General features: G+C 70.0%; 13 protein-coding genes and 2 tRNA genes. 6 read left to right on the top strand and 9 right to left on the bottom strand.

Features of this window, described 5'->3' with window-relative positions:
• Window positions 1–78: 78 nt before the first annotated feature.
• Window positions 79–1,113, top strand: coding sequence for an aldo/keto reductase (locus ACWDSJ_RS08930; RefSeq protein WP_450030371.1), 1,035 nt, complete (start codon window positions 79–81; stop codon window positions 1,111–1,113).
• Window position 1,114: 1 nt separating this feature from the next.
• Here ACWDSJ_RS08930 and ACWDSJ_RS08925 read toward each other — a convergent pair whose 3' ends face one another.
• From ACWDSJ_RS08925 to ACWDSJ_RS08905, 5 genes are all read right to left on the bottom strand, one after another.
• Entirely contained in the window at window positions 1,115–5,194 is a 4,080-nt protein-coding gene (locus ACWDSJ_RS08925) for a molybdopterin-dependent oxidoreductase (protein WP_450030369.1), read from the bottom strand.
• 65 nt (window positions 5,195–5,259) lie between these two features.
• Window positions 5,260–5,964, bottom strand: a complete 705-nt coding sequence (locus ACWDSJ_RS08920) for a demethylmenaquinone methyltransferase (RefSeq protein ID WP_387359545.1) — start codon at window positions 5,962–5,964, stop codon at window positions 5,260–5,262.
• Between the two features lie 28 nt (window positions 5,965–5,992).
• Window positions 5,993–6,769, bottom strand: coding sequence for a 23S ribosomal RNA methyltransferase Erm (gene erm, locus ACWDSJ_RS08915; RefSeq protein ID WP_450030367.1), 777 nt, complete (start codon window positions 6,767–6,769; stop codon window positions 5,993–5,995).
• 259 nt (window positions 6,770–7,028) lie between these two features.
• On the bottom strand, window positions 7,029–8,171 hold the full coding sequence (locus ACWDSJ_RS08910; RefSeq protein WP_450030365.1) for a glycosyltransferase family 4 protein: 1,143 nt from the start codon (window positions 8,169–8,171) through the stop codon (window positions 7,029–7,031).
• A 74-nt stretch (window positions 8,172–8,245) separates the two neighbouring features.
• Window positions 8,246–8,677, bottom strand: a complete 432-nt coding sequence (locus tag ACWDSJ_RS08905) for a DUF3592 domain-containing protein (protein ID WP_450030363.1) — start codon at window positions 8,675–8,677, stop codon at window positions 8,246–8,248.
• Window positions 8,678–8,718: 41 nt separating this feature from the next.
• Between ACWDSJ_RS08905 and ACWDSJ_RS08900 the strand changes: the two genes are divergently transcribed.
• The gene (locus ACWDSJ_RS08900; RefSeq protein ID WP_450030361.1) at window positions 8,719–9,225 is read left to right on the top strand and encodes a DUF2505 domain-containing protein; all 507 of its coding nucleotides are present in this window, start codon (window positions 8,719–8,721) and stop codon (window positions 9,223–9,225) included.
• Between the two features lie 129 nt (window positions 9,226–9,354).
• Here ACWDSJ_RS08900 and ACWDSJ_RS08895 read toward each other — a convergent pair whose 3' ends face one another.
• Genes ACWDSJ_RS08895 through ACWDSJ_RS08885 form a run of 3 tightly spaced genes read right to left on the bottom strand, consistent with a single transcriptional unit; the run spans window position 9,355 to window position 11,526 of the window.
• Entirely contained in the window at window positions 9,355–9,801 is a 447-nt protein-coding gene (locus ACWDSJ_RS08895) for a VOC family protein (protein ID WP_450030359.1), read from the bottom strand.
• 52 nt (window positions 9,802–9,853) lie between these two features.
• Window positions 9,854–10,267, bottom strand: coding sequence for a helix-turn-helix transcriptional regulator (locus ACWDSJ_RS08890; protein WP_387359557.1), 414 nt, complete (start codon window positions 10,265–10,267; stop codon window positions 9,854–9,856).
• On the bottom strand, window positions 10,267–11,526 hold the full coding sequence (locus tag ACWDSJ_RS08885) for a geranylgeranyl reductase family protein (protein ID WP_450030358.1): 1,260 nt from the start codon (window positions 11,524–11,526) through the stop codon (window positions 10,267–10,269). Before ACWDSJ_RS08885 ends, ACWDSJ_RS08890 begins: the two co-directional genes overlap by 1 nt.
• Window positions 11,527–11,686: 160 nt before the next feature.
• Between ACWDSJ_RS08885 and ACWDSJ_RS08880 the strand changes: the two genes are divergently transcribed.
• Together ACWDSJ_RS08880 and htpX are read left to right on the top strand one after the other, a co-directional pair.
• Window positions 11,687–12,709 carry a polyprenyl synthetase family protein gene (locus ACWDSJ_RS08880; protein ID WP_387359561.1) on the top strand — a complete coding sequence of 341 codons (1,023 nt, stop codon included), beginning with the start codon at window positions 11,687–11,689 and terminating at the stop codon, window positions 12,707–12,709.
• 75 nt (window positions 12,710–12,784) lie between these two features.
• Complete coding sequence (gene htpX / locus ACWDSJ_RS08875; protein WP_387359563.1) at window positions 12,785–13,669, top strand: zinc metalloprotease HtpX; 885 nt, start codon at window positions 12,785–12,787, stop codon at window positions 13,667–13,669.
• Here htpX and ACWDSJ_RS08870 read toward each other — a convergent pair.
• Entirely contained in the window at window positions 13,660–14,151 is a 492-nt protein-coding gene (locus ACWDSJ_RS08870) for a YajQ family cyclic di-GMP-binding protein (RefSeq protein ID WP_387359565.1), read from the bottom strand. The two genes, htpX and ACWDSJ_RS08870, sit on opposite strands and share 10 nt — an antisense overlap.
• Before the next feature lie 172 nt (window positions 14,152–14,323).
• On the opposite strand from ACWDSJ_RS08870, the gene ACWDSJ_RS08865 reads away from it, so the two are divergent.
• Together ACWDSJ_RS08865 and ACWDSJ_RS08860 are read left to right on the top strand one after the other, a co-directional pair.
• Window positions 14,324–14,404: transfer RNA gene (locus ACWDSJ_RS08865), tRNA-Tyr, on the top strand.
• Between the two features lie 189 nt (window positions 14,405–14,593).
• Window positions 14,594–14,666, top strand: a tRNA-Thr gene (locus ACWDSJ_RS08860).
• The last annotated feature ends 44 nt before the right edge of the window (window positions 14,667–14,710 follow it).

Raw genomic sequence — 14,710 nt, 5'->3', positions numbered from 1 at the left:
TTCTCCAGTTTCATTAGTTGCCTGATGAGTGTATCGTCGGCGGCGTTAATGAAACAGTAGTTCCGTTAGGAGTGAGTCATGGAGTATCGGCGGCTGGGTGCGTCGGGGCTGTTGGTGCCCGCGTTGAGCTTCGGGGCGGGGACGTTCGGCGGGCGCGGCGAGCTGTTCTCGGCGTGGGGCGATACCGACGCGCGGGCGGCGCGGGAGATGGCGGACATCGCGCTGGACGCGGGCGTGACGATGTTCGACACCGCGGACGTCTACTCGGACGGGGCCTCGGAAGAGGTGCTGGGACAGGCGATCCGGGGCCGACGCGATCGAATCCTGTTGTCCACCAAGGCTTCCCTACCCACCGGTCCGGGACCCAACGACGCCGGATCCGGCCGATCCCGGTTGATCGGCGCGGTGGAGGCGTCGCTGCGGCGGCTCGGCACCGACCACATCGACCTGTTCCAGCTGCACGCCTTCGACGCCGGAACGCCGGTGGAGGAGACCCTCGGCGCGCTGCGTGATCTGGTGACCGCGGGCAAGATCCGCTACGTCGGCGCCTCGAATTTCGCGGGCTGGCAGCTGATGAAGTCGCTCGCCGCCGCCGACCGGCACGGCTTCCCCCGCTACGTCGCCCACCAGGTGTACTACTCCCTCGTCGGCCGCGATTACGAATGGGAGCTCATGCCGCTCGGCCGCGATCAGGGCGTGGGCGCGGTGGTGTGGAGTCCCCTCGGCTGGGGCCGCCTGACCGGGAAAATCCGTCGCGGACAACCCCTTCCGCCGAACTCTCGCCTGCACAAGACCGCCGCCGCGGGCCCGCCCGTCGACGACGAACTGCTCTACGACGTGGTCGACGTCCTCGACGACATCGCCGCCGAAACCGGCCGCACCGTCCCGCAGATCGCCCTGAACTGGCTGCTGTCCCGCCCCACCGTCGCCACCGTCATCGTCGGCGCCCGCGACGCCGACCAACTGCGCCAGAACCTCGGCGCCATCGGCTGGCAGCTGACCCCCGACCAGATCGCCCGCCTGGACAAGGCCAGCGCCGTCACCCCGCCCTATCCCTACTATCCGTACTATCGCCTGCCGGACTTCACCCGCCTGAATCCGCCTGCGGCATAGCTCAATACACGTCCCGCAGGTACCGCTTCTCGGCCACCAGCCGCTTCCGGAAGGCCAGCGCGGCGTCCGGATCGAGGTTGCCGTGGACGCGGGCGATGCGCAGCAGGGCGTCGTCGACGTCGCTCGCCATGCGGGCGGCGTCGCCGCAGACGTAGAGGTGCGCGCCGTCGGCCAGCCACGACCACAGCTCCGCGCCGTGCTCGATCATGCGGTGCTGCACGTAGATCCGCTCCCGCTGATCCCGGGAGAACGCCAGATCCAGGCGGGTGAGGAAGCCCGTGCGGAACATGTCCTCGAGTTCCTCGCGGTAATAGAAGTTGTCGGCGGCGTGCTGATCGCCGAAGAACAGCCAGTTGCGCCCGCGGCTGCCCAGCGCCCGCCGCTCCTGGAGGAAGCCGCGGAACGGCGCGATGCCCGTGCCGGGACCGATCATGATCATGGGCGCGTTCGGATCCCGCGGCGGCCGGAAGTGCGGGGCGCGGTGCAGGAAGACCGGCACCTCCCCGCACCGGTCGGCGAGAAAGGTCGAGCACACCCCGCCCCGGCGCGCGCCCGGTGCGCCGTAGCGGACGACGCCGACGGTCAGCTCCACCTCGTGCGGGCTGACCGCCGGGCTCGACGAGATCGAATACTGGCGTGGCTGAAGCCTTTTCAGCACGCCGAGCCAGTCGACGAGATCCGCCCGCACCGGGAAGTCGCGCAGCACGTCGACGGCCTGCCGGTCCCACAGATAGCCGTCGAGCTCGTTGCGGTTGTCGCGGCGCAGCAGTTTGGCCAGCCGCGGGCTGGCGTTGTGCCGGGCGATGAACGTCAGCAGGTCGGGGGAGACCTTGCTGATGTCGTAGTGGGTGCGCAACGCCTCGGCGAGCGGCACCTCGCGGTCGTCGATCTCGACGCCGTGCCGGCCGTCGAGTCCGGTCGCGGCGAGCCATTCGGCGATCATGTGCTCGCCGTTGGTCGGCCACACCCCGAGCGAATCGCCGACCTCGTAGGTCGCCTCGACCGCGCCGAGGTCGAAGCCGAACCGCCGCACCTCCTTCGCCGAGCCGGGGCGGGAGAGCAGTTCGTTGCGGACCAGCGGAACCGTCACCGGCGCGTTGCGGGTGAAGGGGACCGCCGCCCGGCGGGTGCGCTCGAGGACCAGGGTGGTGCCGCCCGCCGGGCGCGGCGGTTCGGGCGCGTCGCCGGAGAGCGCGTCGATCACCTCGTCGAGCCAGGTGCGCGAGCGGGTGTCGTGATCCGGTTCGCTGTCGACGCGCTCCAGCAGCCGGGTCGCCCCGCGTTCGGCGAGCAGCTGATCCAGGCGGCGGCCGTGGCCGCAGAAGTCGTCGTAGGACGAGTCGCCCAGCGCGAACACCGCGTACCGCAGGCCGGTGAGGCGAATCTCGGTGCCGCGCAGGCGGTCCCAGAAGTCCGCGCCGTTGTCCGGCGGGCCGCCGTCGCCGAAGGTGCTGGTGATCACCAGCGCGTTCCCGGTGAGGTCGGACAGGTCGCAGGAGTCCATGTCCAGCAGCCGGGGCGTGAAGCCGGACTCGGTCAGGCGCTCGGCGGCCGCGGCCGCGAGTTCCTCCGCGGTTCCGGTCTGGGAGGCCCACAGCACCGTGATCGCCTCGCCCGCAGCGGATTCGCTCGGGGTAGCATCGGGTTCGATTGCGCGCGAGTACATTCCGGCCAGCAGGCCGTTGATCCACAGTCGGCTGCGTTCGGCCAGCGGCGCGGAGTCGGGCAGCACCGGTTGCCCCCGCACCGGAAGCTGTTGCAGCGCGGCCAGATAGCCGCTGAGGTAGATCCGTTCGTGCTCACCGAGCGTCGGCGTGCTGGCCGCGTCGAGGCCGAGCACGGCGGCCAGCGGGTGCGCCGCGGGCGCGGGCGGCGCGGGCGGTTCGGGCACGGACGCCACCCGGCGCAGGGCCACCGCGCACGCCTTGAACTCCGGTTGCCGCGAGGCCGGGTCGACCGCGTCGTTGGTGACCGCGTTGACGGTCAGATACTCGCCCTGCTCGTCGTTCCAGTGGAACGGCGCGAAGCAGCACCCGGGCCGTACCCGATCGGTGATCCGCACCGGCAGCACCGCGCGGCCGCGCCGCGACGCCACCTCCAGCTGATCGCCCGCACGCAGTCCGAGCCGCTCGGCGTCCTCGGGATGCACCTCGACGAACGGGTCGCCGGTGAGCTTCACCAGCTTCGGCACCCGCCCGGTCTTGGTCATGGTGTGCCATTGATGTGCCAGGCGACCGGTGTTGAGCACGAACGGATAGTCGTCGTCGGGCATCTCGGCGGGCAGCAGATGCGGGCGCGGCCAGAACACCGCGCGGCGGCTCGGGGTGGCGAAGGCCAGGCGCGGTCGCCGTCCGTCGGCGTCGACGAACAGGTCCTGGCTCACGCCGTCGTTCACGTACCGCACCGGATTGCGCCGCCGCGCCGGATCGGGGCACGGCCACTGCATCGGCCCGTCGCGCAGCGCGTCGTGGCTGATGCCGCGCAGATCGTAGCCCGTCGCCGGATTGGCGAAGCGCCGGATCTCGTCGAAAACCTCGGCGCTGGAGGCGAAATCGAAGCCCGGGAAACCCATGGCCGTGGCCACCTGGGCGATCAGCTGCCAGTCCGGGCGCGCGTCGCCGACCGGATCGACCGAGCGGCGCAGCAGGCTGACCGTGCGTTCGGAGTTCACCATGGTCGCGTCCGCCTCGGCCCACAGGGTGGCGGGCAGCAGCAGATCCGCGTAGGCGTTGGTGGCGGTGTCGGTGTAGACGTCCTGCACCACCACCAGTTCGGCCGCCTCCAGCCCGGCGATCACCGTCTTCCGATTGGCAACGGACGCAACGGGATTGGAGCAGATGATCCAGCACGCCTTGATCCGCTCCTCGGCCAGGCCGCGGAACATGTCGATGGTGCCGGGCCCGACCTCGGACCGGATCGTGCCGGGCGGCAGCCCCCACACCGTCTCGACGAAGGCGCGATCGCCCTCGGCGAGCACGCTGCGCTGACCGGGCAGGCCCGGACCCATGTACCCCATCTCGCGCCCGCCCATGGCATTGGGCTGACCGGTGAGCGAGAACGGGCCGCTGCCCGGACGGCAGATCGCGCCGGTGGCCAGATGCAGATTGCACAGCGCGTTGGTGTTCCAGGTGCCGTGCGTGGACTGGTTGAGGCCCATGGTCCACAGCGACATCCACTCGCCCGCCTCGCCGATCCAGCGGGCGGCGGTGCGGATGTCGGCCTCGGCCAGGCCGGTGAGTTCGGCGACGCGGGCCGGGGGATAGTCGGCCAGGAACTCCGGCATCGCCGCCCAGCCCTCGGTGTGCTCGGCGATGAAGTCCTCGTCGATGTCGCCGTTCTCGACCAGCAGATGCAGCAGGCCGTTCAGCAACGCGAGATCGGTACCGGGAGCTATCTGCAAAAACAGGTCCGCGCGCTCGGCGGTCTCGGTGCGGCGCGGATCCACCACGATCAGGCGCGCACCCGCCTTCAGCCGATCGGCCATGCGCAGGAACAGGATCGGATGACAGTCGGCCATATTCGCGCCGATCACGAAGAACAGGTCGGCGTGGTCGATGTCGTCGTAGGAACCGGGCGGGCCGTCCGCGCCCAGGGACTGCTTGTAGCCGGTGCCCGCGCTGGCCATGCACAGCCGCGAATTGGCCTCGATGTGCACGGTCCGCAGATAGCCCTTGGCGAGTTTGGTGGCCAGGTACTGCGCCTCGAGCGACATCTGGCCGGAGACGTAGAGCGCGAGGGCGTCGGGGCCGTGCCGGTCGAGGATGTCGCGCAGGCGGTCGGCGGTCTCGCGCACGGCGTCGTCGACGGGGACGGGCTGGGCGGGCCGGTCGCGTTGCGGACGCCGGTGGGCGGTGGTCATGCGGCCGGACGCGGCCATGAGGTCGGCGTGCGTGGCGCCCTTGGTGCACAGCCGTCCGGCGTTGACCGGATGCAGTTTGTCGCCGCGCACGGCGGCGATCACCGGCTTGCCCTGTTCGTCCGGGCGGGTCTGGACGACCATCCCGCACCCCACACCGCAGTAGGAGCACGTGGTGGCGGTGGTGCTCGACATGACCCCGATCATGGCCGTCGGCGATTTCATCGGATTTACCCGACGTTAGCGGCAGGTGACGAAGGTCCGCACAGTCGGGAATCGATCTTGTGAGGTCATTCCAGCTTGTAGGCCCGATGCAGGGCGACGATGCCGCCGGTGAGGTTGCGCCACTTGACCGCCGACCAGCCCGCGTCGGCGATGCGCAGGGCGAGTTGCCGCTGGTTGGGCCAGGCGCGGATGGATTCGGCCAGGTAGACGTAGGCGTCGGGATTGCTGCTCACCGCGCGCGCCACCCGCGGCAGCGCCTTCATCAGGTACTCCATGTACAGGGTGCGGAACGGGCCGAAGACCGGGGTGGAGAACTCGGCGACCACCAACCGGCCGCCCGGCTTGGTCACCCGCAGCATCTCGCGCAGCGCCGCATCGGGTTCGGAGACGTTGCGCAGACCGTAGGAGATCGTCACCGCGTCGAACGCCTCGTCGGCGAACGGCAGCGCGGTGGCGTCGCCCGCGACCATCGGCACCCCGCGGAACCGGCCCGCGGCGAGCATGCCCTGGGAGAAGTCGGTGGCCACGCACCACGCGCCGGACTTGGTGAACTCGGCGGTCGACACCCCGGTCCCGGCGGCGAGGTCGAGCACCCGCTCGCCGGGCCGCAGCGCCAGCGCCTGCCGCGTCGCCCACCGCCAATAGCGGTCCTGACCGGCGGAGATCACCGTATTGGTGAGGTCGTACCGCTCGGCCACCCCGTCGAACATCGACGCGACCTCGTGCGGTTGCTTGTCCAGGGAGGCCCGGAACGACTCTGTCTTCGCCACGATCCGACCCTAACCCGGCCGCGCGGGTTCAGCGCAGCAGGTGCTCGAACAACCGGACCCAGGCGTCGGGGCGGACGTGCCCGACGGGCACGCCGTCCGCGATTCCCGCGGCCGCACAGGCGTTTTCGACGCGCCGGGCCGGGAAGTATCGCCGCAGGGAGGCCCGCACCGAACCGCCGACGCCGCGGAAGCCGATCTCGACCAGGCGGCGATACTCGGGCACGGCCGCGTGCGGGAGCAGCGGCGTCGGGCGGCGATCGAGGCGCAGGACGGCGGCATCGACGCTCGGCACGGGACGGAAACCATCGCGCGGCACCCGCAATCCCAGCGAGACCGCGGTCCAGGGCCATTGCGACACCGCGAGTTTCGACCAACGGCCGTAGTCGCCGGAGTGCTTGCGGGCGAATTCGAGCTGGGTCAGCAGGGTGGCCGAGGTCAGGTGCGGGGCGGCGAGGCACCATCGGACGATGGCCGTGCTCACCCCGAACGGGATGTTCGCCACCACCATGAACGGTTCCGTCGGGGGTTGAACGTCTCGAATATCGTTGTGATGGACCATAATTCGAGGTTCGGAAGCGTAGCGGCGGGCCAGCTTCGCCGCCCAGTGCGGATCCTTCTCGTAGGCCGACACCCGCCCGGCGGAGGCGAGCAGCCGCCGGGTGAGCATCCCGTCGCCGGGACCGATCTCGACGACGAGATCGTCGCGGGTCACCCCGGCGGAACGCACCAGACGGTCCGCCGCGGCGGCGTCGACGAGAAAATTCTGGGACAGGGTCTTGCGGGCACGCGACATCGCGCGGGACATGCGGAATCCTCCGGACGGAGCGGTCGAATCAGGACGTGATTCGCCCGAACCCGGGCCGGGGCGCTCGAAAGGACCTGGTGGAGAACCGAAGTCGGGAAAGCGGAATTACCGCACGAAGCGATGCGAGACGCGGGCCGGGTTCAGGCTGCCGCGCGGATCCGCACGAAGGACGCGCCGATCGCGCACGCTCCGTTCATCGCTGTTACTCCCACGGGGACGACCGTAGGGGACGGGTCCGCTGATGGTCCAGCGAATTTCGTCAGGCCGTGCGGTAGGCCGATTCGCGGTTGCCGCCGATGACCTCGGTGTAGTGGCCCAGCAGTTCGGTGCAGATGGCGGGCCAGGTGCGGTGCAGGACCGATTTGCGGGCGGCGGTCGCGAAGCGGGTGCGCAACGCGGTGTCGCGCAGGGCGCCGACGGCGCTGGGGAGCAGTTCGGTGAAGCGGTCCACCGGCAGCAGATATCCGTTGCGGCAGTGGGCGATCAGATCGCGCGGGCCGCCCGCGTCGGGGCCGATGACCGGCAGGCCCGAGGCCAGCGCCTCCTGCACGCCCTGACAGAACGTCTCGTGCTCGCCCGCGTGCACCATCACGTCGAGGCTGGCGTAGGCGGCGGCCAGGTCGGCGCCGCCGAGTTCACCGGTGAAGATCGCGGTGGGCATCAGCTGGGCCAGCGCCGCCCGCTGCGGGCCGTCGCCGACGATGACCAACTGCACATCGGGATCGTCCGCGAGCGCGGCCAGGCGTTCCACGTGCTTCTCCGGCGCGAGCCGCCCGACGAAGCCGACGATCAGCTTGTCGTCGGCGTGCCAGGCCGCGCGCAGTTCCGGATCGCGGGCCGAGGGGGTGAAGCGGGCGATGTCCACGCCTCGGGCCCAGCGATGCACCCGCGGAATGCCATGGGCGACAAGGTCTTCCGCGGCCGCCGAGGAGGGCGCCAGGGTGCGCGCGGCGCGGACGTGGATGCGCCGGGTCCAGGCCCAGGCCGCGCGGCGGGCCGGGCCGAGCCCGTAGCTCTTGGCGAATCCGGCGACATCGGTCTGGTAGATCGCCACCGCGGGCAGATCCAGGCGCAGCGCCGCCGCGACCCCGCCCGCGCCCAACAGGAACGGCGAGGCCAGATGCACCACATCGGCGTCGAATTCGTCGATGGCGGCGGTGATCACCGGCTGCGGCAGCCCGACCGGCAGCGAACTGATCTTGGGCACCATCACCGCGGGCACCCGCACCACCGGGAACCGCCCGTGCCCGCGCGGGGCGGGCGGCTGGCCGCGCGGGGTGTCCGGCGCGATGATCAGCGCCTCGTGGCCGTGCCGGTCCAGGTGGTCGAGCACCTGCAGCACGGAGTTCACCACACCGTTCATATTCGGCAGGAACGACTCCGCGACAATCGCAACACGCACGGTTTCGAGTGTGGTCATCGCGCCCCGCCCGGCCGTCACACGCACATGACACGCATACGAAGATCCGGCGAACTTCAGTCCTCGCGCCGGCGCATCCGGGCCAGCAGCCACAGCGCCGGCAGCGCGATCGCCCACACCACCACGATCACCGACAGCGCGGGCACGATCGCCACCCGGGCGTCGCGGCCCGCCACCCGCACCAGATCCGGGTCCGCGCGGCTGTATTCGACGTTGATGCGTTCGCCCGCGGTGAGTTTCGTCGGGTAGAGCACGCCGACGCGCGGGTTGTGGGTCACGCCGTCGGGGGTGGTGAACACGACCGCTGAGCGCAGCCGCCCGGCCGACAACACCTCCGCGCTGGTCACGCCCTTGTCCGAGCTGATCAGCAGGTCGTCGCGCCAGGCCGCCAGCACCAGGAGGACGGCCAGCACGCTCACCGTGACGGCGGCGATGAGGACCCCGATCCGGGTGCGGCGCAGGCGATCAGACTGCGTGGTTTCCGACACCGCACCAAGGCTATTGCATCGTTCCGATAGCGTGTGCGGCCATGTCCCGAAAATTCAGCTTCACCGTGCCGTACAGCGTTCCGGTAGAAGAGCTTCACCGGGCGATCACCAGCGACGAGATGTGGCAGGCGCGGTTCTCCGGCGCGGAGACCGCGACCCTGGACCTGTCCCACGAGGACGGCCCCGACACCATCCGCGTCCACATGACCGAGCGGGCGAAGGCGGAGAAGATCCCGGCCATCGTGAGCAAGGTCCTCAAGAGCGAACTCGTGCTCGAGCGCACCGACAACTGGGGCCCGCTGCGCGGCGACATCGCCCGCGGCACCTTCGTCGGCCTGTCCAAGGGCATCACCACCGAGATGGAGGGCAGCTACGAAATGCGGCCCACCGCAGGCGGTTCCGAGATCGAGGTCTCCGGCGTCGTCACCGTGAAGGTCCCGATCGTCGGCGGCGCCATCGAGCCCCTCGCCGAACAGCTCCAGCATCGCGTGGTCGACAGCGAGCGCAAGTTCATCGAGGAGTACCTCACCACCAAGGCCGACGCCTAGCTCCCGAAGCCCGCCCCCCGGCCGGAGCGTTGGTTCCGGCCGGGGCCTGTCCCGGCGAAGAGCGTGCCGGGACCTGATCGGGGCGTGCCGGGACCAGAGTGGGAGGGCCGGACCAGCAGGGCGCGGGGTCTAATTCCCCCAGTCCGCCGTGGCCGGATCGAACTCGCGGCGTTCGACGAGGACGAGCCAGTTGCCGGAGTTGTCGCGGAGGACGGCCTCGACGCCGTAGGGGCGTTCGGCGGGAGGCTGGACGAAGTCGACGCCCTTGGCGGTCAATTCCTCGTAGGCCTTCTGGCAGTTGTCGGTGCGGAGGCCGAGGGCGCCGTGGGTGCCGTTGGCGAGGGAGCGGCGGATGGCCTCGGCGAGGGTGTCGTCCAGGGGCGGGCCGGGGATCATCAGGGTGACCTCCAGCTCGGGGTGGTCGGGCTGGGCGACGGTGACCCAGCGGAAGCCGTTGTCGCCCATGGTGACATCGGCGGTCTCGACGAAGCCGAGCTTGTCGATGTACCACCGCTTGGCCTCGGTTTGATCGGTCACGTACACGGTGACCAGCGAAACGTTCGTGATCGTTGCCATGCGTCGAGGCTATGGCAGCGGGCCGGCGCGGCGCTTCTCCGAAATTGCGGAATCAGCCCCGGCGGTCGGACAGGCCGTGCATGAACACGTAACAACCCGGAATGTGCGGCGCGCCCTCGGCGGCGAACTTGGCCTGATACGCCGACGGCGACATCCCGACCAGCTCGGTGAACTTCCGGCTGAACGAGCCCAGGCTCGAATATCCGACCAGGACGCACACCTCGGTGACCGTCACATTCGTGGCCCGCAGCAGATCCTGGGCGCGCTCGATGCGCCGCTCGGCCAGATACAGCGCGGGCGTCTTGCCGTAGGTCGCGGCGAAACAGCGCAGGAAGTGGTACTTGGACACCCCGGCCGCGGCGGCCAGCTCGTCCAGATCCAGCGGATCGGCGTACCGGCGGTCGGCCAGATCCCGCGCCCGGCGCAGATGCGGGAGCAGGTCCTCGGGAACCGACCACGTGCCCATCAGGTGAACGGCGCCAACTCGTCGAGCCGCATCGAGGCGTGTCCCGCGCCGCGCCACGCGCGGGCCACCAGATCGTGGTCCTCCTCGGTGACCAGATTGCCCATCACCCGAACGGCGGTGCGCTGCAAGAACTTCGACCGCATCACCGGCGGCCCGCCGAGCGGCACCATGCGCGGATGGGTGGCCAGCCCGGCGATCCGCCGCGCCACCGAGAACGTGCGGCCGTAGCGGGCGCGCAGCAGATCCGGCCACAGCGTGGTGAGATCCGGTTCGTCGAGCAGCCCGGCCAGCAGATGGCCGCCCTCGAGTCCGTAGTCGATGCCCTCGCCGTTGAGCGGGTTCACGCAGCCCGCCGCGTCCCCGACCAGCGCCCAGTTGCGGCCCGCGACATGCGACACCGCGCCGCCCATCGGCAGCAGCGCCGAGGCCACCGCGCGGGTCTCGCCCTCGAACTCCCATTCCGGCCGTCGCAACGAAACATAGTGTTGCAGAAGCGGTTTCAACGCGATGTGCGAGGGCCGCCGCTCGGTGGCCAGCGAGCCGACGCCGATGTTGACCTCACCGTTGCCGAGCGGGAACACCCAGCCGTACCCGGGCACCAGCGTGCCGTCGGCGTCGCGCAGTTCCAGATGCGAGGTGATCCACTCGTCGTCGCTGCGGTTCGAGCGGATGTAGGCGCGCGCCGCCACGCCGAAGGCGTAGTGCCGATGCCAGGTGCGGCCCAACAGCTTTCCGACCGGCGACCGCACCCCGTCGGCGACTATCAGTGTGCGGCAACCGATTTCGGACGTGCCCGCGGCGGTGCGCACCCGCACTCCGGTGGCCCGGTCCCCGGCGCGGATCACCTCCACCACGCGCGCGTCGTCCACCATCCGCGCGCCCCACTTCACGGCCGTCTCGCGCAGTTTGTCGTCGAGTTCGGTGCGCGGCACGGCACTTCCGTAGGTCGGGAAGGAGCCGTCGGGCCAGGGCAGCAGGGCCTCGCGGCCGAAGCCGGTCATGCGCAGGCCGCGGTTGACGGTGTGGGCGCGCACCCATTCGCCCAAGCCGAGATGTTCGAGTTCGGCCGTGGCGCGCGGGGTCAGCCCGTCGCCGCAGGTCTTGTCGCGGGGGAAGGTCGCGGCGTCCAGGAGCAGGACGTCGCGGCCCGCCCGCGCGGCCCAGGCGGCGGCCGCCGAACCGGCCGGTCCCGCGCCCACCACCAGCACCTCGGCGTGGCGGGGCAGCGATTCGGCGCGACTGGGATCCGGTGCAACCATGCGTTCAATCCTTCCAGGACGGTCGGACGCCCGTACCCCCGTGTCCGATTTGCGGCGTCGGCCTGTCTGTTTTCTCCCACAGTGACGGTGTTCATGGGGCTGCGGCACCCGACACGCTAGGTTCTTCGGTGTGGGGACGGACGCGGCGTTGGGAGACGAGATGAGTGCATCGGCTGTGCGCGATGAGAGCACGGTGGTCGCCGGGGTGGATCTGGGCGACCCCGACCTCGCGGCCACGGTGCGCAACGGCCTCGACGATGTCGAGAAGCTGCTGGTCAGCGAGCTTTCCGACGGGGAGGAGTTTCTCCAGGAGGCCGCCCTGCACCTGGCCAAGGCCGGGGGCAAGCGGTTCCGCCCGCTGTTCACCATCCTCACCGGGCAGCTCGGCCCGCGTCCCACCGATCCCGATCTGATCACCGCGGGCACGGTCGTCGAACTCGTGCACCTGGCCACGCTGTACCACGACGACGTGATGGACGAGGCGCCGATGCGGCGCGGCGCGCCCAGCGTGAATTCGCGCTGGGGCAACAGCATTGCCATCCTCGCCGGGGACTACCTGTTCGCGCACGCCTCCCGCCTGGTGTCCACGCTCGGCCCCGACGCGGTCCGCGTCATCGCCGAGACCTTCGCCGAACTGGTCACCGGCCAGATGCGAGAAACCATGGGCGCCAAGCGGACTCAGGATCCGGTCGAGCACTACCTGCGGGTGGTGTGGGAGAAGACCGGTTCGCTCATCGCGGCCGCGGGCCGGTTCGGCGGCACCTTCTCCGGCGCGGACCTCGACCACGTCGAGCGGCTGGCCCGGCTCGGCGACGCGGTCGGCACCGCCTTCCAGATCTCCGACGACATCATCGACATCTCCTCGGTGTCCGAACAGTCCGGCAAGACGCCGGGCACCGATCTGCGCGAGGGCGTGCACACCCTGCCGGTGCTGTACGCGCTGCGTGAGGAGGGCGCCGAGGGCGATCGGCTGCGCGCGCTGCTGGCCCGTCCGCTGGAGACCGACGCCGAGGTCGCCGAGGCGCTCGAGCTGCTGTCCCGTTCGCGCGGCATGGTGCTGGCCAAGGAGAAGCTGCGCGGTTACGCCGACCTCGCCCACACCGAGCTGGCGGCGCTGCCCGCGGGTCCGGCCAATCAAGCGCTGCGGCGGTTGGTGAGCTACACCATCGAACGCGTCGGGTGAGGAACTCGTGCCACGCTCCGGTCGTTGACCTGGTGTAACGCATTTCTGGGGGCGGATGAGCACAGAGAGGCGGACATGCACGGGCACGGGTATGCGAACGGACTCAAGACCTTCGGATTGATGGTCGGACTGTCGGCGTTGATCGTGGCCGCGGGCGCGCTGTTCCGGAATCCGACGATCCTGGTGCTCGCCATCCTGCTGGCCGTCGGCATGAACGCCTACGCCTACTTCAACAGCGACAAGCTGGCGTTGCGGGCGATGCACGCCCAGCCGGTATCCGAACTCGAGGCGCCGGTCATGTACAAGATCGTGCGCGAACTGGCCACGGCCGCACGGCAACCCATGCCCCGGCTCTACATCAGCCCGACCAACGCGCCCAACGCCTTCGCCACCGGCCGCGATCCGCGGCACGCGGCGGTGTGCTGTACCAGCGGAATCCTGCAGATCCTGGACGAGCGCGAACTGCGCGCGGTGCTCGGGCACGAGCTGTCGCACGTGTACAACCGCGACATCCTGATCTCGTCGGTGGCCGGGGCCATGGCCGCGGTGATCTCGGGCCTGGCCAACCTGGCCTTCTTCGCCGGGGCCTTCGGCGGCAACCGCGACGGCGAGGGGCCGAACATCATCGGCGTGCTGCTGGTTTCGCTGCTCGGCCCGATCGCGGCGTCGCTGATCAAACTGGCCGTGTCCCGCTCCCGCGAATACCAGGCCGACCAGGACGGGGCCGCGCTCACCGGTGACCCGCTGGCCCTGGCCTCGGCCCTGCGCAAGCTGGAGAGCGGCACCCAGGCGGCCCCGCTGCCGCCCGAGCCGCAGCTCACCGCGCAATCGCATCTGATGATCGCCAACCCGTTCCGGGCCGGTGACCGGATGGCCCGGTGGTTCTCCACCCATCCGCCGATGGCCGAGCGGATCGCCCGGCTCGAGCAGATGGCCGGGGGACCGCGCTACTACCGGTAGTTCACGAACTGCAGGGCCACATCGAAATCGGAGCTCTTCAACAGCGCGATGACCGCCTGCAGATCGTCGCGCTTCTTGCTGCTGACCCGCAGTTCGTCGCCCTGGATCTGGGCCTTCACGCCCTTGGGGCCCTCGTCGCGGATCTTCTTGGAGATCTTCTTCGCGTTGTCGGGGTCGATGCCCTCCTTGACCGTCCCCGTGATCTTGTACACCTTTCCCGACGCCTGCGGATCGCCGGCGTCGAACGCCTTGAGCGAGATGTCGCGGCGGATCAGCTTCTCCTTGAACACGTCGAGGGCGGCCTTGACCCGGTCCTCCGAGTTGGCCGAGAGGACGATCTTCTCCTCCCCGGACCATTCGATGCTCGCGTCCGTGCCGCGGAAGTCGTAGCGCGTGTTCAGCTCCTTCGCCGCCTGGTTGAGGGCGTTGTCGACCTCCTGCCGATCGACCTTGCTGACGACATCGAATGACGAATCGGCCACACTCTGCTCCTGTCTCACGGCTCGCGGTTCGTAGCGAATTTTCTACCCCGACCGTCCGACGGTAGTCGCCCGGCGCGCGGGAGTCGATCCGGGCAGCGGGCCGCCACCAGCCGGTTTGCGTGGACAACCGGTGTTCGTTGTATTCTCGTCACCGCACTCGAGCAGTGCACCCGGCAGGTTGCCCGAGCGGCCAAAGGGAGCTGACTGTAAATCAGCCGCGTAAGCTTCGGAGGTTCGAATCCTCCACCTGCCACCCCCGAAGGGCCCACGCGCTGTCAGGCGCGCGGGCCTTTCGTGTTCCGGGCGGTCGTGCGCCCCGCGTGCGGCCCGAAAAAGCCTCGTGACCACTCGGTTTGGCGCTACGCCCCGGGTGTGTGTAACCTCGTTCAAGGCTTCGGCGCCCCGGGTGCGAGAGATCGCCACTCGGAGCGCCAGTAGTCGTGCCCCCTTAGCTCAGTCGGCAGAGCGTTTCCATGGTAAGGAAAAGGTCAACGGTTCGATTCCGTTAGGGGGCTCGCCGGATTGCCGGTGGTGACCAACTCGGCACTCCATGGGCCGG

The organism is Nocardia sp. NPDC003482 (assembly GCF_053588115.1).
Note: the sequence above shows the minus strand (reverse complement) of the source record. Positions and strands in the feature narration are given on the sequence as shown.